This window comes from Pontibacillus chungwhensis BH030062, assembly GCF_000770675.1.
Classification (GTDB): Bacteria; Bacillota; Bacilli; order Bacillales; family BH030062; genus Pontibacillus; species Pontibacillus chungwhensis.
Map to the genome: position 1 here is coordinate 146458 of NZ_AVBG01000002.1, position 21183 is coordinate 167640.

Sequence of the window (21183 nt, forward strand, 5' to 3'; positions counted from 1 at the left end):
CTCAAGTATGGAATAATCCACTCCTAAACCCTATTCCATACGCCCATATAAAAATCCTGCCACCCTAACCCGATGACAGGAAATCCTTTATCTCACTACCAAAACAGCGCGTGCCAGACACCCTTTAGCTAGCTAAAGGGTGTCTGGCACGCTTTACTCTATTAGAGAGCTGATGTTACTTGGCTTGGTTTGATTTGTTGGTATCCATAAAGAATGTGGTTAAGGTCATTAGTGCAAGGAAAATGAGTACGACGCTGAAGCCGCCTGTTTTGCCAAACATTTCTGATGCAATTCCGACGATATAACCTGCAATACCACCGCCAATTCCGGCTGCGATATAGATTAAACCAAGAGCTGATCCTCCTGCTTTTGAAATAGATGTACCAAAGGCTGTACCGGTCGGGAATAGCGTGGAGAAGAAGAACCCTGCACCAGCGAATAACCAAGGAAAGCTGTTTGCGAATAGGAAGCTGATCCCAATCATAACAACAGAACCTAGTGAGAATACGATTAGAATAATGCGTTCATTTAGCCAATTCGTTAGATAAGCTACCCCTAAACGTCCGATCATAAAGAATACAGAGAATAAGGACAGGATTCCTGCCACCATTGCTTCCTTATCAGCCGTTGACATTCCTCCTAAATCAAGACTTTTAAGATATGATGGGAAGAAGTTCATGAAGGAAACCTCTGCTGACACTTCAAGCATTAAGAAGACCATTAAGAACACAAACTGTGCGTCTTTCAGCATAGGAATGAATGCTTTAATATCAATCTTCTCAGCACGGCCATCCGGGAAGTTAGTAGATGTTACATAGATAATAACTGCGATTAAACTGGCTGCAATTCCGATATAGAAATATCTCCATGAAGCGAATTGGAACATGAAGTTTAAGAACTGTGGAAATACAACCATACCTAGACCATAAACACCCATGGCTAAGTTAAACATTCGATTTTGCTTATCTGGATAAGCGGATGGAATAATTGCATTTGATGCGACTCCAAGCGAGCCAAGTCCAAAACCGACAATCATATAGAAACCTAAGAAGAACGTAATATTAGGAGCAATTCCTGTTCCAAGGAACCCAATACCCATGACGATTGAACCGATAATCGTCATAATTCTTAAGCCCTTTTTATCGGTATAATAACCAATTAGTAAACTTGCTAATGTAAATCCAAGCTGAAATATAAATACGACAAGACCAAATTGACTCATATCCAGACCAAGATCTTTCTCCACTTGGTCTAAAACGATCCCCTTTGTATTTGTTACACCACCAGATATAAACTGGGTAAACATTAATATGACCAGGGCGTGTATGCTTTTTCCTTTTGTTGACATCGTTCAGGCCCTCCAACTATTTTGGTATAGTTTTAGTAAGTGATTCTGATGGAGTGATTCCCACCACACTTCTATCTAAAACTCCAAAAAATAATGACAACGTTTACCTATAAGAAAAAATTTATCTCACGATTTTCTTTAACATAATAAAGGGTGTCAGACACGCATCTACTCTTCACCGCGGTGAAGCGCGAATGCGTGTCTGACACCCTTTATACTTATACAGCACAAAAGCGCCTCTTGGGCGCTTTTGTGCGTTTATGTGTAGGCTCTTCCTTTGCCTGAGTCACTTATTTCAACAAGGTCTTCTGGGTAGGGCTGAAAATAGGTTTGTCCTAATAAGTAATCATCCTGAAAGCGGATTACCCATGATTTTAGTATACCTAGCACCGTGCTAAGCGGTATTTTTTCATCATAATACTTATCCAATTCATCAAGAAAGTATTGCTTTTCTCCTCTTGTCAGCTCGTTTTTGAAATACCCCGAAATATGCTGACATACGTTTACATTTGACTTTCGACTTGGAGCCCTTCTTAACATCCAACCTAATTTTTCTTCATAAGCATCCAGAACTTCTTCAATCGATAATTGATCATGATTGGCTACAATTCGCCCCATGTCTTTTAATGTCTTTTGGTTGTAAGACATAAATAAGTATTTGTTTTCAGAATGAAAAGCGACCAGGTCCTTCATAGATGGTGTTTGCTTCATTTCACGAAAGCTTGCTAAAGTAAAAAGTTTCGTAAAGAAATGCTCCCTGATTCGGAAATTCTTCAGTCGTCCTTCTTCTTCAATCGCTAAAGCTTCGTGTTCATTTAGCACTTCTTGAGCGAAGAGACCTTTTGTCTTTCCGACTACTGGAGACTTTTCTAACTTGTCATAAACTTTTACATCCTGAATCCCACACGTAGGTGATCGGTTCTTAAGTAAAAAGCCATCCACATCCGGTAAAGAACTAAGAAACCCTTTAGCGAAATGAGTCATAGCATCTGTTAAATCATCCCCGCTTGAAGGTTGCATTAGACGCTCTTCCTCCCCTTCTCGAACAATCCGAATAACGTCACGTGGAACACCTAGCCCGATTTCCATCTCAGGGCATACAGGTATAAATGTTACATATGGCATTAATCGTTGAACCACTTTGTCCGGAATGAGTTCGCCATTGTATCGCACATGATCGAACTCTAAGCATTTACTTACGACAAGTTTAGGTGTTGCAAAAGTCCGCATATCAAAATCCCTCATTTTTAGAAATAGTGTAGGTTCATTGTAGAGTCCATTCCCGTTCTATTCGAATTTCAATAGTTTCTATTGTTTCCTGGAACCGATTATTTCATGACTTCTCTTTTAGACCGATGTTATTTTATAATGAATTCGTAATCGCTTTCTGAAATAAGTTTCCGTCTGCTTTAATGGAGCTTAAGGTGGGCCTGGAAATCACTCTTTTGGCAACAGACCCATCCTGAACAAGTGTCTCAATTTCGATTCGTTCAAGATTACCACCCTAATTTTGAACGAACTTGTTATAAAATTAACAATAGTAAACATGAACAGAGCCTAATGGTTGCATTGTTTCTATGACGTATAACTATTCACTTCCATAAATTTTTATTAGCATTTCATCCTTGTATGTATTAAAATGAATTTTGTTGCATTTTTATGTCGGATATACTGTGTACCTGGAGGATTAGAACCATGAACTCTAAAAATAAATTTCCGTTCAAACCAATGAATCATTTTCTATTTATTATTCCATCTCTTATCGGAATTCTTTTATTTATGACGCCAATAAAATTTGAAGATAGTATCACGATCCCAATTGCACATTTTGCATCTAATCTTCAAACAGCATTGCAAGGTCAGTTACCTGCGATCATGACGTTTATTATTACCATTACAGCCATTCTGACGCTCATCGCGAAGCTAACAAATGGACAGGCTGTAAAGAAATCACCGTTCTTTACTGGACTTTTATTCGTCCCTTGGTCTTGGACGATCATCCGTGTAGTCGGGGCTGTCTTTGCCATTATGACCTTTTACAAGTTAGGTCCAGAAGAAGTTTATTCAAGCGCTACCGGAGGGCTTCTGCTTGGTGGAGAGGGTAGTTTGTTACACATCTTATTTACTGTCTTCCTATTTGCAGGAATGTTCTTGCCACTGCTTTTAAATTTTGGACTGCTTGAATTCTTCGGTATCTTATTAACCAAAATCATGCGTCCCCTTTTCACGCTTCCAGGTCGCTCTTCCATCGACTCCTTAGCTTCTTGGCTTGGAGATGGGACCATCGGGGTTCTGTTAACGAGCAAGCAGTACGAAGAAGGGCATTATACAAAGCGTGAGGCTGCTGTTGTAGGGACAACATTCTCAGTCGTTTCAATCACATTCACCTTAGTTGTAATCGATCAGGTAAAGTTGGGTCATATGTTTGCTCCATTCTACGGAACGGTTCTTTTAGCAGGTGTCATTGCAGCAATCATCATGCCCCGCATACCACCTTTATCAAGAAAAGAAGATTCTTATGTTAATGGTGAGGAAAAGAAACCTGAACCCGGAACGCCAAAAGGCTATAACGCTCTTACATGGGGATATTACAAGGCAGTCGAACGTACAAAGCAGGCGCCTAGCCTTCCTCAGTTTATCAAACAAGGTTGTCAAAATATTTTAGACATGTGGATGGGTGTTGCACCAATTATCATGGCAATCGGAACCGTGACACTCATCATTGCAGAACACACACCGTTCTTCTCATGGATCGGAATGCCGTTCATTCCTTTATTAGAACTGTTGCAAATACCAGAAGCAGCAGCAGCGTCTGAAACCATTCTAGTTGGTTTTGCTGACATGTTCCTTCCAGCTCTGCTCGGAAGCTCAATCGAAAGTGAAATGACCCGCTTCATTATCGCTGCTCTTTCTGTTACCCAGCTTATTTATATGTCAGAAGTCGGTGGAGTTGTATTAGGATCTAAGATTCCAATTGACTTTAAAGAGCTATTCATTCTCTTCATTGAACGTACTCTCATTACACTGCCTGTCATTACACTTGTAGCTCATTGGATATTCTAAGAATGTTTTATAAAAACCCCCGAAAAGTTTCATAACTTTTCGGGGGTTTTTAATTATATCTTGGCTCTGTTAAAGCTTAATATTGTTATTCTTTATAACAAGCTTGTTCAAGAATAGGGCATGATTATTGAAGACTCGAAGCTGAGACATTTAGTCAGTATAGGTCCTTTGCAATAAAAGAGCTTGGGCAGGGGAAAGGACCTGCTTATTATAGTTACTCCTCAGCCCCCCATCCCACAAATATAGCGCGTTTCCGTCTCTCCTCATTTGGCAAAGGTGGGCCTGGAAATTGCGAGACTCCTGCGGGAGAAAGAGGTCGACGAGACCCCGCAGGGTGGTTTCCCCGAGGAGGCTCGACAGCTCGCCCGCGGAAAGCGAGTGATTTCCAGGCCCACCTTAGGCTCCATTAAAGCTGACGGAAACCTCTCTCCATCTATCTCAAAACATCTCTATTTCAGTTTCAAGTCTTCCATATAAGAAGGCTTATACCCCGAGCCTAACTATTAAACATAACAAAAGGCAGGGGATGACTCCCCTGCCTTCCTTTATAAAACGTATCCCCCTGAGAGGCAAAGCCTTCATTAGGTTACGGTTTACACATTATTGACCAAGCTTTTGAACAACCTTGCGAGCAGCGGCTAAGCTTGATTGTGGGTTTTGTCCAGTTACAAGATTTCCATCTGCTTCAACATGTTCCGTGTAGTTTGGTTCAGCCATGAAAGTAGCACCGAGCTCTGTCAGTCGGGTCTCTAGAAGGAATGGTACTTTTCCGTCTAGTCCTTGGTCCTTCTCTTCGGCGTTAGTGAAGGCTGTCAGGCGCATCCCATCGATATATGACTTCCCGCTATGATCCGTTACGCCTACAAAAGCGGCAGGACCGTGGCATACGGAACCAATTACTTTGTTTTGTTCAAAGAAAGGTTGCAGAGCTTTCTTAATAGCTTCGTTGTCCGGGAAATCTACCATTGTACCGTGTCCACCTGGCAAGAATACCCCTGAGTAGTCTTCAGGGTTCACATCGCTAAGGACTGCAGTATCTTTTAGAGGTTCCATTACCCCTTCCCATTCATCCGGCTCCTCGCCAGAAATACTGTTCGGATCAATCGGAATTTCGCCACCTGCCACACTTGCTACGGTAACGTCATATCCTGCTTGTGTAAATTCCATATAAGGTTCAGCAAACTCTGAAAGCCATAAGCCTGTTTGATGATCATCGTCTAGCACTCCTGCATTCGTTACGATCATTAACATTTTATTTGCCACTTTTTACACACTCCTTTTATCCAACACGCTTTTATCTTCGTCTCTACTACTTTATTTACACCAAATAAACGTTTCTAAACGTCATGTTGCATATCCTATACATGTTTAAGAAGATGCCATTTGGGAAGTTAAAACGTAATCACCCAGCTACCATATCTTACACCTCTTTCTATAACAAAAGAAAAGGAGAGTTGAACAGTTGAAACAAAAACGTCCGTATTCTGTTCACCGAAGGCATTTAATCATATTTTTTCAGACCCAAGAATGGGTGAAAAATTGGCGTGGAGCCAGGAAACCGAGTATCCAGACCCTTTCCCTTTTCACTGGATATTCTGAAGAAAGCATCATCGAGTCTATGGAATTCGGGCATCCTTCTTTGATTGAGAGAGGGCCAGAATTCCGGCACTACGTAAAAAGTACAACAAGTGTGTAATAGGTATGGGCTGGGTAACTGTCTGTATCCCTTTTAAGGAAGTCCTTATGTGACAGGCAGGCATGGAAAAGAGGCGCCTCTTAATAGAGACGCCTCTTTTTTAATCCATTTATTTATATAAGCAGCATATTCCCTATGATGAAGAACCTGAGTGTACCTTTGCAGGGTACTTCCTTACCTTCCAGCCTATTGAGCTCCATTGAATAATTGGGGAAACAAAGGATACGACAGGTCTAGAAACGAAGAGCCCCATTAATAAAAGGGAAAACGTTGCTAAATAAACTAAATCAAAAGGGGAATAAACGGAAATTAGATCGTGCTCACGAATGACTTGAACGACGAAGCCATGCAATAAATAGACATAAAGAGTATAGGCTCCATACTTTGTCCATGTGTACGTTTTTGTTGGGATCCAGGATAGTACACTGAACGCCATTAGTATGCTTACTATATAACTTCCGAATCGCATGAGACCTCCCCACTCTGGCATTCCAAGGGTTACATAAGATTTTGAGCCAAAGAACCACTCAGTTTCATATGTTGGTCCAAATATAATGGCTAACGCTACAGAAAGCATGATTCCAAGAGCTAGCACTTTGGTTCTTGTTTCACGAAGCCAATTTAATTCGTCTGAGCCAATCCAATGACCAATAAGGAAAAACGGGAAGAACACGAAAGTTCTCGATAGGCTGAACGAATGATCAATCCCACTCATATATCCCACTAACACTCCGATTTGAATAGAGATAAATATGGCTACGTGCTTAGGTAGTCGCCTGTACCAATAAAGCATAATATGCCAGCAAAACAGACTAACTAAGAACCAAAGCGCCCATTGTGGCTCAAACGGAGGCTTCCACCATCCTGACTTTCCAATTAGAGCATAATAGATTGTATAAATAGCTTGAAAACTTAAATATGGAAGCAGGAGTTTTTTAAATAATTTTCCCACATACGCTTTGCTCATCGTGGCTTGAGCGAAATAACCTGAAACAATAATAAATGCAGGCATGTGAAATGTGTAAACCCACTGGTAAAGAACACTATATATTGAATGTTGATCCTTATACGGCTGAATGACGTGGCCAAATACAACAAGGAACATTAAAATCCATTTCGCATTGTCGAAATAGGCTTCCCTTTTCAAAGTAACCCCCTCCTTCAGAACGGTTACTATAGACATTCGTAAAAGGTGGGGGTTTTAAGGAGGATGTTACCAAATTGTAAAATGCGTAAAATGGAAATGTAATGTTTATTATTAAGAGGTTTTTTTTGAAGTTGACTTCTGCTCGTTCCCTGTTTTAGCAGACTTCTTCTTCGTTGTTTTCTTTTTCGTCTTTTTCTGATTCTTATCAAGAGACTTTTCTAGTGCTTCCATTAGATCTGTGACGTTATCAGGTGTTGGCTTTGGTTCAGCAGTAGATATGTCTTCATTATTTTTCTTCGCTTCTATAAGGTCTAATAAAGCTTGGCGATAATCGTCTTTATACTGTTCAGGATCAAATTCACTTGTTAGCTGTTCTACGAGGGTTTTAGCCGTTTCTAATTCCTTTTTCCCTAATTCAGTTTCTTCCGGGACATTCGGAACTTCCTTCACATCCCTTACCTCATCCGGATAGTGGATGGTCTCCATCACCAATGTGTTCTCATACACTCTTACCATAGCTAACTGTTCCTTAGAACGGATGATGATCTTAGCTACCCCGATTTTTTCCGTATCTAAAAGGGTTTGTCTCAGAAGTGAATAGGCCTTTGTTCCACCTTCGTCAGGAGAAAGGTAATAACTCTTTTCAAAATAGATGGGATCAATGTCGGATAGTTTTACGAAGTCCATAATTTCAACAGCCTTATCTGTCTGTTCTTTCTTTAACTCCTCTAGTTCTTCATCATCCAATACAACAAACTTATTCTTTGCATATTCATACGCCTTCACAATCTCTTCTTTCTCAACTTCTCTTTCACAAACTGGACACGTACGTTCATATTCAATAGGTGATTTACACTCTTCATGGAGCTGACGTAGGCTAATATCTTTGTTCTCTGTTGCGGAGTGTAATTTAACCGGGATGTTCACAAGTCCAAAGCTAATGGTCCCTTTCCACATTGTATGCACGTCTTCACTCTCCTTTTTCTTTTAGCGTTTGCTAATGGGGTGGGTTTTATGTTGAGTGTGAGTAAATCATGTTGTCTTACGTACACTAAAGTGAAAGGGGCCGTTACGTTTGTTGGGTGGTTGGGGTGTGTCTTTGGAACGACTCGCTTTCCGCGGGCGAGCTGTCGAGCCTCCTCCCTCACTCCGTTCAGTCCGGGGTCTCGTCTACCTCTTTCTCCCGCAGGAGTCTCCCCGTTCCCAAGACACCCCTGGCTAAATTTTATTAAACGGCCCCACAGCATAAATGAGGGAGGAGTGAAGAACCCTTGCCGCGCAAAGCGAGTGATTTACCGCACCGCCTTACGCTCGTTTCAAGCTAACAGAAACATCATCTCAGTTCGTGTACACTGCCCTGTTCTTGAATGAATATATTCCAAAAAACATTTAAAAAAGGGAGGTTCTTATTTTGCAGCCAATGCTTCCAACGCTTTTAGAAGACATACCTACAGGAGAGGATTGGGTTTATGAGGTGAAATATGATGGGTTCAGAGCTTTGCTTCATTGGGCGGAGGATGGTGTGAGGTTGATGAGCCGAAATGGGAATGATTTGTCTGATCGTTTTCCTGAGATTATTAGTGAGCTTTCCAAGCAGACATCTTCTGTTAAAAAGGACCTTCCGCTTTTATTAGATGGAGAGATTTGTATACTGAATACACCTTTTCAAAGTCACTTCCCTTTGTTGCAGAAGCGAAATCGGATGAGGAGTGAGCAGTCTATTGTGCAAGCGGCTGAGGAGCGCCCTGCGACTTTCTTAGCATTTGACCTCCTCAAGGAAAAAGAGGAATCCTATACGAACTCTCCTTATCATAAAAGACGAGATAGGCTTCTTAAGTGGGAGCATTGTGTACATGTTGTGGACAGTTATTCGGACGCTCGAGAGGTGCAAGATCTTGTCTTTTTACATAGGGGAGAGGGATTAGTCGCTAAGAATAAAAAGAGCTTGTACAAACCTGGTGAAAGAAGTGAAGATTGGATCAAAATTAAAAATTGGAGAACCATTCAAGCTTTCTTAACAACCTACAAGCCTGAGAACGGGTATTTCACTGCTGCTGTGTATAACGGGGATAACATTGTGGATGTAGGATCTGTAAAGCATGGTCTGTCCACAGAGGATCAACAAACTCTTCAAACTTTCTTTACAAATAAAGGTGATAAAACCGCGGGTGTTTATACGCTTGAGCCGAGCATCTGTGTAGGGATCAACTGTCTCCATGCGCAGAAGAATGATCTACGCGAGCCCATGTTTTCTTCATTTTTACTTGAGTTATCCCCAGAAGAATGTACAAGGGAGCAAATCGAGTGGGATTTAGCCCTTTTTCCACATGTGGACTATTCAAATACAGAGAAAATACTGTGGAAAGACTCCCATTTTCAAAAAAGACATCTCCTCTTGTATTTAAGGCAGATTGCTCCTTACATGCTTCCATTTTTAAAAGATAAGAAGTTAACGGTCATTCGATTTCCTGATGGGATTAATCAGGAGTCTTTCTTTCAAAAACACTTGCCAGATTATGCGCCAGACTATGTAAATCGTATAGAAGGATCTAAGGAAACGTACATGGTTTGTAACGATTTGAATTCTCTACTCTGGCACGGGAACCAAGGAGCCATTGAATATCACATCCCATTTGAGACTGTACAAGCATCAGCCCCAGATGAGATTGTATTTGACCTTGATCCTCCTGACAGAGAATCCTTCTCTCTGGCTATAAAGGCTGCCAACCTTCTTAAAATCATCTTTGACCGATTGAACCTTGAAGCTTATGTGAAGACAAGTGGCGGGAAAGGGATGCAAATTCATATTCCAATCCAAGCAGGAAGTTTAACGTATGAAGAAACCCGCTTATTCACTGAACATGTCGCACAATTACTCATTAACCAGGAGCCAGACCTTTTTACAACAGAGCGATTAAAGAAAAAGCGAGGGAACCGACTTTACATTGATTACGTCCAACACGCAGAAGGAAAGACCATCGTCGCCCCCTATTCACCACGTGGCCGTGAAGGCGCAAGCGTAGCAACACCTCTCTACTGGTCAGAAGTGAATGAATCATTAGATCCAGCTGATTTTCATATTGGAAATGTTTTAGAACGCGTGGAAACTAGAGGGTGCCCATTTGCCTCCTACCAGGAAGCACGTGAAACGCAGGATTTACAGTTGGTTAAAGAACTAATCGAGGAAGATTAACCTGCTTTTGTTAAGGGTAGGTCTGTTAGCGTATGGGAAGGCTAGGGAAGGCTTGGGGACAACTCGCTTTCCTGCGGGAAAGCGAGTAGTTTCCAGGACCACCTTACGCTCCATTAAAGCTGAGGGAAACGTCTCTATCTAACTCATAAAAAAGACCTCGTTTTGGAAGGAACGAGGTCTTTCTACTTTTATTCACTTACGGCTACTTCACTGCGGTTTCTGGTCATTGAAAATACGGCTGTGGCTAGAGCGATTACGATGAAGATACCGCCCACTGTTGCGTTGTATTCTACTGATGATTGTTCAATGACAATACTTCCAATTGACGATCCAAGGGCAATACCCAGGTGAAGCGCTGAGTTGTTTAAGCTTTGCTGAATGTCTGATGATTCAGGGGCTGATTCGATCAGATAACTTTGTTGAGCTGGTGTTACGGCCCAGCTGAGCATACTCCAGATGACCATTACGATTAAGAAGAGTGGGAACGAGAATGTTGTATAAGGAATTAAGAAAATCGAAACCGCAAATACGGCAATAATCCCTAATACAGAAGGTTTCGTACCAAATCGATCAGCTAACATACCACCTATGCCCCCACCTAGTACGGCTGCTACACCGAATATAAGGTACACGATACTAACCCATGTTCCATTCAGACCCATTGTTGTTTTTAAGAAAGGGGTTAAATATCCGTATAACGTCAAATGACCGGCCAGGAACAGAAAAGAGGTCATTTGGGCAAATAGGATCTTGTTATCTTTTAACGTCTTCAGTTGCTCTTTCATCGGAATAGAAGGTTTAGGTGCAATACGTTCCATAAAGAAATAAACCCCGGCCATCGAAAGCAATGTTAAGCCTGTAATAAGGATAAAAGGAGCACGCCATCCAAACGCATTCCCAAGCATTAGTCCAAAAGGAACTCCTAATACGAGCGAACCGCTGATTCCCATAAATACAATCCCAATCGCTCTTGCTCGGTATGCTTCACTTACAATGTTAGATGCAAGCGTCACACAAAGAACGACAAGCAATGCACCACTAGCAGCTGAAACCATTCTAGCTGCCATCAAAATCGAATAAGACGGTGCAAATACAGCAATTAAATTCCCTATCAAGAAGACAACGAGTGTCCATAAGGTCAGTTTCTTCCGTTCAATTTTAGCAGTTAAAGCTAATAGGACAGGGCCAGCAATCGCAAATACAACTGAAAAAATCGAGATCAAAAGACCTGCTTTCCCTACTGAAACACCAAGATCTCCTGCTACTAAATCTAAAATACCACCTATAATAAGTTCGACCATGCCCACGACAAAGGCGACGATCGTTAACAAATAGACACGCTTATCCATAATGTCTCGTCCTCTCCGTTTAAGTTACCACCATAATGGTAACTTTAAAATGGTGAAAGCACAAGACCTAAATCTCCCCACCTATGAGTTAAAATTTTGCAGAAAGAAAAGACCGACTTATACCACAGCTTCTCATGTGAAACGAAATCTCGCGCTTGGTATGCTAAGATAGAACTAACGACTAGAACGTAAGGAGCTAATGAATCATGCTTCAACCATTTGGATTTACACAGTATGAAAGCAAAGTATATGAGGCACTTATTTCTGTGAATGAGCCATTGGACGCAACAGGGATTGTAAAGCGTTCAGGCATTCCGCGCTCGAAGGTATATGAAGTGCTTCAACGAATGAGTGAAAAAGGAATGATTTTGGAGTCAACTGTTGATAAGAAAAGACAATATACTGCCTTACCCATTGAATCCACAATCGACAAACTAAAATCTGACTTTGAAGCCAACGTCGAGCATTTAAGAAATGTTCCTATAACAGAGGCGCCCTCAGATGATCGAGTATGGACATTGAAGGATGATCAATCCATTCAAGCTGTTCAAAAAGAAATGATTCAAGGGGCAAAGGATTCCATTATCATTTCAGGCTGGGCAGATGATTTACGTGTTCACCTCCCTATTCTTGAACAGTTTGACCGAAATGGTGGACAGGTTGAAATCCATACGATTGGTGAATTGGATACAAGCATCGCTAATGTATCGATCCTGGTACCAAACTCCATGCATCAAACATTAGAAAGAAGTCGTACTCTCATTATCGATAACCAGGAAATGATTTTTGCTGGTATTGAACAAAACGCATGGCAAGCCATACAGACTCAATCTCGTCCTCTTGTGACCTTCTTCAAAGAATTTTTCTATCATGATGTTGCTTTAACAGAGATCACTAAAAAATATAGTGATACCATCCTAGAGGATCCTTCTATTCGAGAATTACTGTTAAAGTTGCGCTATTAACCTAAAAATCCCGTCCACTATAGTGGACGGGGTTTTTGTTTGTACATGCGTAAAGCCATTCTTCTCCTAAACAACCCAACCGCGTGCGTACATGGCATCACCTAACCGCTTCACTGCTAAGTAGAACGCAGCATGGCGCATGCTTTTATCAATTTCTTCCTTCATGTCGTACACTTCCTGAAAGGCAGTAGACATGTCTTTCTCTAAGCGTTCATTAACGACTTCTTTTGCCCAATGGTCGTGCATATCGTTTTGCATCCATTCAAACGCAGATACCATAACGCCTCCTGCGTTACATAGAATATCAGGGATAACAAACACGCCATTTTTGGCTAAAATATCGTCCCCTTTTTCCGTAGTTGGGCCATTTGCTGCTTCGGCCACAATTTTCGCTTTAATCTTTGGCGCTGTTTCTTCTGTAATCTGGTCCTCAAGCGCTGCAGGAATGAAAATATCACAATCTATATCAAAGATTTCTTTCGGGTCCTTCTCTTCTGCGTACCCTTTTAGAGACTGGTTGTCTTCCATATATTCAAGCATGTCAGGGATATCAAGTCCATTTTCGTCATAAACAAGCGTATCCACGTCAGCTACGGCGGTAACCTTCATGCCCTTTTCTGAAAGAGATTTCGCTGTAACGGAACCAACATTGCCGAAACCTTGAATGGCGACTTTTGCCTGATCAGCGTCCATATCTAATTTCTTCAAGGCTTCTAATATATTAATAACCACGCCTTTTCCGGTTGCTTCTACACGCCCTTCAGAACCTCCTATCACCGGAGGTTTCCCTGTAATAAATCCAGGTATATTACGTCCTCTTAATTTAAAGAATTCATCCATCATCCAGCCCATGACACGTCCATTTGTATTTACATCAGGGGCCGGGATGTCTTTCTGTGGACCTATTACAGGTTCAATCTGCTGGATGTATTGGCGGCTTAGTTGTTGAAGCTCGCGTTTAGAGAGTGTGCTGGGATCAATTTGAACGCCACCTTTTGCTCCCCCAAAAGGAAGTTTTAGAATAGCAGTTTTCATTGTCATCCACATGGAAAGGGCCACAACTTCTTCCTCGCTTACATTCTCGTGAAAGCGAATGCCACCCTTACCTGGCCCAAGTAGATCGCTATGAACAGAGCGAAAGCCTGTGTAGGTTTCTACAGTACCGTCATCCTTCTCAAGGGGAATCGATACTTTAATGCAGTGCTTCGGTTCTTTCAAGATTTGGTAGACGGAAGAGGATAAATCCAGCTCTTCTACTACCTCGTTGATCTGTTTGTTTAACCAATCTAATGTACTCACAGAGGTCACTCCTTCGTCTTAGTCTATAAGACCTCTTCCCAAAGGAGAGTCCCCCAAAACCAAATTATGGTGTTCTTCTTAAGAAATTAAGAAAACGCTTCACGAAATTCCCCCTCGGTGCTGGCTTCTGTTGGGATTTATGTTCTTGTAAAAAAATTTCTTCATGATCGACGGCATGCTCGTAAGTAAGGACTGCTCCCAAATCTGAATCTGCCTCTTTGTTATTAACAACTGTATACTCCAGCCCATATTTCAAAGCTAAGTCACGATAATTCTTATAGTATCGTGAACTGATTTTGCCGTTTATGAGAAGATGTGCACCTTTGTTGTTTGCTATCTTCGCTTCCATCTCTTGTATACCTTTTTTATTCATCACCTGACCTTTAGTAAGGGCGAAAACCACTCGTTCCCGAATGGTTCCTAAGAAACGCTTCCTCTCAGACGGCTTCGTTTCAGGTGTGCCATAGATTCCATTTTGCAGGTAATCTTCTACTTGTTTATCACTCATGTTCCTCATCCTTTGTTTCTGTTCTGGTATTTAGATTCCCCGAATATTTGGGAACCATGTGAGTCCTTTCACTATGTAAGTTAAGAGTATGCTTCCGTTTGCTTAATTGAGCTTAAGGTGGCTCGGGAAATCACTCGCTTTCCGCGGCGAGCTGGGAAGCCTCCTCGTTCGCTAACGCTCTCTGTGGGGTCTCCCCTAAGCTCCTACTGCCGCAGGAGTCTCGCAATTTCCCGAACCACCATTGCCATATTAGTAGTAACGGAAGCATGTCATATCGTACTGCCCTGAAACGAACCTAGAATAAAAATAACATTAAACTTTAACAGAGCCTAAGAAAAAGAAGAAAAGCCCAAACACAAGGCTTGGGCTTTTTCGTTCATTCTTTATTCAAAATCGATGGCCCAGTTTCCGTTTCGGAAGATTGGCTCGGTTGTGCCATCTTCATAGACACCGTCGATATCCATGTCGGATGAACCCATCATAAAGTCTTCGTGTACCATGCTTTCGTTCACACCATGTTTGGCTTTCTCGTCTTCGGTCATGTTAGATCCGCCTTCTACGTTGGTAGGGTAGGCGCCGCCTAGAGCTAAGTGACATGAAGCATTCTCATCATATAACGTGTTGAAGAAGATCAGACCTGACTGGGATATTGGAGAGTGGTGTGGGACTAATGCTACTTCTCCTAAACGACGGGCTCCTTCGTCTGTATCCAGGAGTAGTTTTAACGTTTCTTCTCCCTCTTCTGCCTTAAAGTCTACAACTTTTCCGTTATCAAATGTAAGTGTGAAGTTTTCAATTAGATTACCTGCATAATTTAATGGTTTCGTGCTCGTGACGGTACCATTGATACCTTCTTTATGCGGCATTGTAAATACTTCTTCAGTAGGCATATTTGGATTAAACTTCACTCCGTCCTGAGATTTTGTATCTCCTCCATGCCAAATGTGGTTATCAACGAGCTGTACTGATAAATCTGTGCCAGGAGCTTTGTATACAAGCTTTTTGTACTGCTTTTCATTTAAATAAGCACGAGCTTTGCGTAATGTAGCGTTATGCTCTTCCCAAGCTGCGATTGGGTCTTCCTGGTCGATTCTTGTAATCTTAAAGATTTGATCCCACAACTGATCCATTGCTTCTTCTTGAGTGGCATTAGGATAAACCTTCTTCGCCCAGTTTACAGTAGGAACAGATACTATGGACCACGTAATTTTATCGTTCATTACATACTGCTGGTATTCTTTCATTGCCTGTCCGCCAGCTTTATTGGCTGCAGCAACACGAGCTGGGTCGATGTCTTTTAACAGATCAGGGTTAGGAGCATAAATCGAAAGAACAGAAGCACCGTCTTTTGCATAACTCATTACTTCATCTACTTTCCATCCTGGTACATTCTCTAATACTTCCATTGGAGCATTCTTCATCTTCAAGTACGTTAGGTCCTCATCAGACCAACGAACGTGCACATCCTTCGCTCCTGCTTCATACGCTCGCTTTGCTACAATACGAACAAACTCAGCATTTTCTACGCTGGAGTTAATGACTAGAGCTTGTCCTTCTTGTAAGTTAACACCCGTATGTATCGCAAGATCAGCATATTTTTGCAACTGTTGTTCTGTTGGCTTCATCGTAACATTCCCTCCATCAATCGCTTTTTTCTTATTATTTCATATTTTCAAAACCTTGCCTAGTAAAGGGGACTTAGGCAAGGTTTTATCGTTCATTAGGAATCCTTTTGTTTTTCAAAAACTTCAATCGCCCGTTTACGCATCGTTTTATGATCGACGCTTGGTTCAGGATAATCTTCACCTATTTTGCAATTGTATTGCTCCTGCTCTTCTGCTGACATCTTAGAAGGCTCATGGATATACTTCTTAGGTACATCTTTTAGTTGAGGAAGATAGGATTTGATGAATTCTCCTTCTGGGTCAAAACGTTCAGACTGCCGGGTTGGATTAAATACGCGAAAGTACGGCACAGCATCTGTGCCTGTAGATGCCGCCCATTGCCATCCCCCGATGTTTGAAGAAGCGTCATAATCAATAAGGCGTTCTTCAAAATACTGTTCTCCTTTTCGCCAATCAACGAGGTAATCTTTCGTCAAAAAGGAAGCTACAACCATACGCAGACGATTGTGCATCCATCCGATTGTATTTAACTGACGCATGGCTGCATCAACGATTGGGTAACCTGTCTGACCCTCTTTCCATTTTTCAAAGTAATCTTCATCCTGATTCCAATCGATGCCTTGATACTGCTCACTTACTTCCTCATGCTTACTGTTTGGATACATGTAGTGAATCATATTATAGAAATCACGCCAGGCAATTTCAGAGATGTACGTTTCTAATCCTTTTGACTCCCCACCATTCTCCTTTTTCACTTCCATCGCTTTATGATAGACCGTACGGGGAGAAAGTACACCATTCTTTAAATATGGCGAAACCATACTCGTAGCATTCTTCGCAGGGAAGTCACGATTTTCTTCATATTGGTGCACCTTATTGTGGAGAAAATGGGCCAGTCGCTGAATGGCTGAGCGCTCTCCTATATGCTTCCATTCTTTCGTGCACTTTGAAAGCAAATCTCGGAAAGCTTCCTCCCCTTCCTGAAATTGATCTGTGAAATCGGCCCCTAACTCTGAAAGCTTCTTCTTATCAACAGAAAACACTGCAGGCTTGTCTAAAGAGGACCACATTCGGTAATAAGGCGTAAATACTTTGTAATGGCCCCCATCCTTTTTGTGAACTTCTTCAGCCCCGTGAATATGAGCATCTACAAAGCTTTCAACTTGTATGTCTTGAGCTTCCAGCCACTTATTAACCGACTGATCGCGCTCTCGGCCAAAACCGACTTCATCTTTATTATAAAATACGGATTGAACCGTAAAGTCTTGATCAAGCAATTGCTGAAAGGCTTCTTCTGCTTTCCCTGTAATAAAATGAACCGGGAACTGATAATCAGCGGCTTGATGAACAAGATCTTCTAGACTCCTGAAGAAATAATCATGACGAATCGTAAACTCATCGTTTAGAGACGGATGAATATGAAACAGCCCAATCACTTTAGCCCCTGACTGCTCAGCGTCTTTCAGTGCATAATATAACGCCTTATGATCACTCAAACGTAAATCCTGCCGAAACCATACTACATTTACCTTATTCATAAGGCACCTCCTATACCAAACTATACCCTCATCCTAACCAACTCACATCCCCCACATAAACTCTCAATGCGTCCCCCGGCACAACAACATAGCCATTACCCGTTAAAGCAACAAAGCGTGCCAGACACCCTGCTGTTCGCTAAAGCGATAAAGGGTGTCTGGCACGCTGTATGACTCTATTGTGGTAAAGTGTTGGATTGGATGAGTTGTTGAAAGATGGTGGTGGCTTTGGTGTGCATGGGTTTTTGGCGTAATAAAATGGAGAAGCTTCGCTTCAGGGTTGCTTCTGGTATATCAATCATAGCAAGGCTATCCATCGCAATCTCTTTTCGTATGGTCCATAAGGATAAGAAAGTGACACCAAGTCCTGCTTCTACAGATTCCTTAATAATTTGAGTGCTGCCAAACTCCATGCGCTCTATTGGTGATATGGAGAGATTATGAAACATTCGTTCCGTTGCTTCACGCGTTCCTGAACCCCTTTCCCTCGTAATCCATATAGCTTGTTCTATATCACTCAACGTTACATGTTTCTTCTTCGCCAAAGGATGATTGATCGAGGCTACGATTTTCATTTCATCCTCAGCAAATGGATGAGCATGAATAGAAGGTTCATCCACATCGCCTTCTACAATTCCAATATCAAGCTCCATATTTGCTACTTGCTTTGCGACATCCTGTGTATTCCCAATATGGATCCTTGGGTGAATAGAAGGATACTCTTTCCGCATTTTTGCAATAATACGAGGGAGTACATATTCGCCAAACGTGTAGCTTGCTCCAATGGAGAGCTCACCTTTTGGTTCATTAAACAACTCATGAATTAAATGATGCATCGTTTCTTGGTGACCGATCATTTGCTTAGCGTGTTCATAAACGATCTCCCCTGCTTTTGTCGGTACTATTCTTTTATAATTACGGTCCAATAACTGTACACCCATCTTAGACTCAAGGGACTTAATGTACTGACTTACTGCAGGTTGTGTCATATATAAAGATTCAGCCGCTTTAGAGAAACCTTTTTGCTCCACTACAGTAATAAATACTTTAAATGTGTCATTCACCTTTACCACCTCTTTACTATAAGCATTTACTTATAATCTATATTAACATGATTTATTTAACTTATACCCATAAGGAGCGTAACATAAATGAACGGAGGTGCACGTTATGTATACATTCTTATCCCGATATCCTTTCTTCGGTGGGATCGGATTTACTTTTATATTAGCTGCTATGGGCATTCTTCTTGCAGAGCTTCCTGGGTTTCAGTATATAGGAGCTTTAGCCACATCCATTCTATTAGCCATTGTGTTTCGCCAAGCATTTGGTTATCCAACTGCCCTTCAGCCTGGTCTACAATTCTCAACGAAGAAATTGCTTCGGGTTGCCATTATATTATTTGGCCTAAAGCTCAACATAGATGTTGTGTTAAATGAAGGTCTAGGCTTACTAGCCAAAGGAGCTGGCACGATTATTGTAGCCATTGTCGTAACGATGGTTTTATCAAGATGGCTTAAAGCAAACTGGATGATTTCTATGTTACTTGCAGTGGGTACCGGGGTGTGTGGAGCTGCAGCGATTGCGGCAGTATCCCCCATTTTAAAATCAAAGGAAGAAGATACCGCTTTGAGCGTTGGAATTATTGCTCTTGTAGGAACAGTATTTGGTATTGCCTACACGATTGTCGGGCCTTTTCTTCCAATTACACCTGAACAATACGGTATTTGGTCAGGCTTAAGTTTACATGAAATTGCACACGTGGCTCTGGCTGCTGAACCAGCTGGTGAAGATTCACTTGGTATGGCCTTGCTAGCTAAGTTGGGGCGGGTTCTACTCCTGATTCCTCTTTCTTTCATCCTTGTATTTTGGATGCGTCGTAAGCACCATGATGATACTCAGGCACAGGTCAACTTCCCTTGGTTCCTAATTGGTTTTATCATTATGAGTGTAGTTGGAACGTACGTGTTGGGAGAAGTTATTCCAACTTCCGACTCTTTCTTGACGGGTGTGTCAAACATCACTACATTCTTATTAGCAATGGCGATGAGTGGCTTAGGACTAAATGTTAGTATAGCTAGTATTAAATCAAAGGCGATGCGACCCCTGGTGGCTATGCTCATTACGTCAGTACTCTTATCCTTCATGACTTATTTAACATTATAAAATGAAACCGGGACATTCGCCCTTCCTCTTTTGATGAAAACGCATATGGTATGAAAGAGTACTATAATTCAAATTAAAGAGGTGGAACACATGTCTCATAATTATGGCGGAGGATTCGCCTTAGTCGTTGTGTTATTTATTCTTCTTATCATCATCGGTGCCGGCGCATTTAGTGGCGGATACGGATACTAATAATGAAAAAAGCGGGCGCTCCTTACCAAAAGGGGCGTCCGCTTTCCTTATGATCCATCTCCACCGCCAGCTACTACAGCTGAACTACTTGCCAAAACAGCAACCATAGCCGCCTGCTGAGCTTGCACAATTGCTTCTATCGCTGTATATAAATTCGTCTCCGATACATTTGTATCTTCTGTAATTTCACTAACAACTATATTCGTCGTGATTTTTACGTTCATATCCGGATACCATTTAAATAATTTCTCTTTATCAAGCTTACTAGAAAGCTGCTTTACAGTGCTTACATGCGTTGCCCCATTTTCTATTAAAGAAAGCATACCCATTTCCGGATAATACGCTTGCTTTCCTTTCAAGCGAAAATCTACAAAGGTTGATTTGACCTTTTGTACACGCTCCACCAGAACCTTTTCTGACTCCTCTGAAGGGAGGGCAAGGATATGACTTAGAAATTGCAGTTGATTCCCTTTCGTAAACCCATTCTCATTTAAATGAGCATAAAAGGCCTCCACATAATTAATTAAGGCGTCTTCTTCTTTATCTACCTCTCCTAACAGAACAGAAAGCGGGTAATCCATGTTCGTTGTAAGAAATGGATGTTCGACGCGCATTCCCTTATAGATCGACCTTGCACGCTGAACGAGCGGAAGATTAAGTTCTTTATGCTTTAAAAAATGAACCATAGCTGCAATATATGTGAATACCCCACGTTGGAATCTCTGATCAACGAAAGCCTCATACACTTCTAAATATTTATGAAACATTTCTTTAGGCGTATCAAAATGAATATCAAGCATCGCGGCTGTTGTAAATCGAGTTTGTGATTTTAAAGTCGAAAACAACCCCACTTCATCTTTAATATACTCACTAATATCTAAAAACCGGTCCATATCAAACTCTTTCTCATTCACGATGTACATGGAAGCAATCATCATATAGGTTTGATTGTTCGAAACAGACCACTTTAGCTTGCTCTTCAACTGGCTTACGATCTCTATGTATCTTTCCATTTTGCGCTCTAAACGTTGCTGTTCCATTCAAACACGCTCCTTATCGTTCGGTTACTACTATAATGTACGAGCGTATTCTGA

General features: G+C 41.5%; 18 protein-coding genes. 6 read left to right on the forward strand and 12 right to left on the reverse strand.

Going from position 1 to position 21183, the window contains the following annotated elements; genetic code table 11:
• Positions 1 to 175 precede the first annotated feature (175 nt).
• Both N780_RS03560 and N780_RS03565 read right to left on the reverse strand, forming a co-directional pair.
• A complete protein-coding gene (locus N780_RS03560) occupies positions 176 to 1348 on the reverse strand; it encodes an MFS transporter (RefSeq protein WP_036780156.1) in 1173 nt (390 codons plus the stop codon).
• Positions 1349 to 1606: 258 nt separating this feature from the next.
• Positions 1607 to 2578 carry a YbgA family protein gene (locus N780_RS03565; RefSeq protein WP_036780158.1) on the reverse strand — a complete coding sequence of 324 codons (972 nt, stop codon included), beginning with the start codon at positions 2576 to 2578 and terminating at the stop codon, positions 1607 to 1609.
• A gap of 465 nt (positions 2579 to 3043) precedes the next feature.
• Between N780_RS03565 and N780_RS03570 the strand changes: the two genes are divergently transcribed.
• The gene (locus tag N780_RS03570) at positions 3044 to 4411 is read left to right on the forward strand and encodes a YjiH family protein (RefSeq protein ID WP_052114869.1); all 1368 of its coding nucleotides are present in this window, start codon (positions 3044 to 3046) and stop codon (positions 4409 to 4411) included.
• A 600-nt stretch (positions 4412 to 5011) separates the two neighbouring features.
• On the opposite strand, the gene N780_RS03575 is transcribed toward N780_RS03570, so the two are convergent.
• Positions 5012 to 5674 (reverse strand): type 1 glutamine amidotransferase domain-containing protein, encoded by a 663-nt coding sequence (locus N780_RS03575; RefSeq protein ID WP_198135828.1) that lies wholly within the window; start codon positions 5672 to 5674, stop codon positions 5012 to 5014.
• A 199-nt stretch (positions 5675 to 5873) separates the two neighbouring features.
• On the opposite strand from N780_RS03575, the gene N780_RS03580 reads away from it, so the two are divergent.
• The gene (locus N780_RS03580) at positions 5874 to 6107 is read left to right on the forward strand and encodes a hypothetical protein (protein WP_036780160.1); all 234 of its coding nucleotides are present in this window, start codon (positions 5874 to 5876) and stop codon (positions 6105 to 6107) included.
• A gap of 133 nt (positions 6108 to 6240) precedes the next feature.
• Here the strand turns inward: N780_RS03580 and N780_RS03585 are convergent, their stop codons facing one another.
• On the reverse strand, positions 6241 to 7254 hold the full coding sequence (locus tag N780_RS03585) for an acyltransferase family protein (RefSeq protein WP_036780162.1): 1014 nt from the start codon (positions 7252 to 7254) through the stop codon (positions 6241 to 6243).
• 111 nt (positions 7255 to 7365) lie between these two features.
• On the reverse strand, positions 7366 to 8220 hold the full coding sequence (ku, locus tag N780_RS03590) for a non-homologous end joining protein Ku (protein ID WP_036780165.1): 855 nt from the start codon (positions 8218 to 8220) through the stop codon (positions 7366 to 7368).
• A 454-nt stretch (positions 8221 to 8674) separates the two neighbouring features.
• Between ku and N780_RS03595 the strand changes: the two genes are divergently transcribed.
• Complete coding sequence (locus tag N780_RS03595; protein ID WP_036780733.1) at positions 8675 to 10447, forward strand: DNA ligase D; 1773 nt, start codon at positions 8675 to 8677, stop codon at positions 10445 to 10447.
• Between the two features lie 188 nt (positions 10448 to 10635).
• Here the strand turns inward: N780_RS03595 and N780_RS03600 are convergent, their stop codons facing one another.
• Positions 10636 to 11796, reverse strand: coding sequence for an MFS transporter (locus tag N780_RS03600; protein WP_036780169.1), 1161 nt, complete (start codon positions 11794 to 11796; stop codon positions 10636 to 10638).
• 206 nt (positions 11797 to 12002) lie between these two features.
• Here N780_RS03600 and N780_RS03605 point away from each other — a divergent pair, with 206 nt between their 5' ends.
• Entirely contained in the window at positions 12003 to 12761 is a 759-nt protein-coding gene (locus N780_RS03605; RefSeq protein WP_036780171.1) for a TrmB family transcriptional regulator, read from the forward strand.
• A 66-nt stretch (positions 12762 to 12827) separates the two neighbouring features.
• Here the strand turns inward: N780_RS03605 and N780_RS03610 are convergent, their stop codons facing one another.
• From N780_RS03610 to N780_RS03630, 5 genes are all read right to left on the reverse strand, one after another.
• Positions 12828 to 14060, reverse strand: coding sequence for a Glu/Leu/Phe/Val family dehydrogenase (locus N780_RS03610; protein ID WP_232299484.1), 1233 nt, complete (start codon positions 14058 to 14060; stop codon positions 12828 to 12830).
• A gap of 64 nt (positions 14061 to 14124) precedes the next feature.
• Entirely contained in the window at positions 14125 to 14568 is a 444-nt protein-coding gene (locus tag N780_RS03615; RefSeq protein WP_036780176.1) for a YueI family protein, read from the reverse strand.
• A gap of 383 nt (positions 14569 to 14951) precedes the next feature.
• On the reverse strand, positions 14952 to 16193 hold the full coding sequence (locus N780_RS03620) for an aminopeptidase (protein WP_036780179.1): 1242 nt from the start codon (positions 16191 to 16193) through the stop codon (positions 14952 to 14954).
• Between the two features lie 95 nt (positions 16194 to 16288).
• Positions 16289 to 17731 (reverse strand): cryptochrome/photolyase family protein, encoded by a 1443-nt coding sequence (locus N780_RS03625; RefSeq protein ID WP_036780181.1) that lies wholly within the window; start codon positions 17729 to 17731, stop codon positions 16289 to 16291.
• Positions 17732 to 17907: 176 nt separating this feature from the next.
• Positions 17908 to 18795 carry a LysR family transcriptional regulator gene (locus N780_RS03630; RefSeq protein WP_036780183.1) on the reverse strand — a complete coding sequence of 296 codons (888 nt, stop codon included), beginning with the start codon at positions 18793 to 18795 and terminating at the stop codon, positions 17908 to 17910.
• A gap of 106 nt (positions 18796 to 18901) precedes the next feature.
• On the opposite strand from N780_RS03630, the gene N780_RS03635 reads away from it, so the two are divergent.
• Entirely contained in the window at positions 18902 to 19897 is a 996-nt protein-coding gene (locus N780_RS03635) for a YeiH family protein (protein ID WP_036780186.1), read from the forward strand.
• A gap of 90 nt (positions 19898 to 19987) precedes the next feature.
• Positions 19988 to 20089, forward strand: a complete 102-nt coding sequence (locus tag N780_RS19405) for a YjcZ family sporulation protein (protein WP_084599317.1) — start codon at positions 19988 to 19990, stop codon at positions 20087 to 20089.
• 47 nt (positions 20090 to 20136) lie between these two features.
• Here the strand turns inward: N780_RS19405 and N780_RS03640 are convergent, their stop codons facing one another.
• Entirely contained in the window at positions 20137 to 21129 is a 993-nt protein-coding gene (locus tag N780_RS03640) for a DUF4003 family protein (RefSeq protein ID WP_036780187.1), read from the reverse strand.
• Between the last annotated feature and the right edge of the window lie 54 nt (positions 21130 to 21183).

Coding starts and splice junctions, on each gene's coding strand:
- N780_RS03560 (WP_036780156.1), bottom strand. CDS start 1,348: ATGTCAACAAAAGGAAAAAGCATACACGCCCTGGTCATATTAATGTTT.
- N780_RS03565 (WP_036780158.1), bottom strand. CDS start 2,578: ATGCGGACTTTTGCAACACCTAAACTTGTCGTAAGTAAATGCTTAGAG.
- N780_RS03570 (WP_052114869.1), top strand. CDS start 3,044: ATGAACTCTAAAAATAAATTTCCGTTCAAACCAATGAATCATTTTCTA.
- N780_RS03595 (WP_036780733.1), top strand. CDS start 8,675: ATGCTTCCAACGCTTTTAGAAGACATACCTACAGGAGAGGATTGGGTT.
- N780_RS03600 (WP_036780169.1), bottom strand. CDS start 11,796: ATGGATAAGCGTGTCTATTTGTTAACGATCGTCGCCTTTGTCGTGGGC.
- N780_RS03605 (WP_036780171.1), top strand. CDS start 12,003: ATGCTTCAACCATTTGGATTTACACAGTATGAAAGCAAAGTATATGAG.
- N780_RS03615 (WP_036780176.1), bottom strand. CDS start 14,568: ATGAGTGATAAACAAGTAGAAGATTACCTGCAAAATGGAATCTATGGC.
- N780_RS03620 (WP_036780179.1), bottom strand. CDS start 16,193: ATGAAGCCAACAGAACAACAGTTGCAAAAATATGCTGATCTTGCGATA.
- N780_RS03625 (WP_036780181.1), bottom strand. CDS start 17,731: ATGAATAAGGTAAATGTAGTATGGTTTCGGCAGGATTTACGTTTGAGT.
- N780_RS03635 (WP_036780186.1), top strand. CDS start 18,902: ATGTATACATTCTTATCCCGATATCCTTTCTTCGGTGGGATCGGATTT.
- N780_RS19405 (WP_084599317.1), top strand. CDS start 19,988: ATGTCTCATAATTATGGCGGAGGATTCGCCTTAGTCGTTGTGTTATTT.
- N780_RS03640 (WP_036780187.1), bottom strand. CDS start 21,129: ATGGAACAGCAACGTTTAGAGCGCAAAATGGAAAGATACATAGAGATC.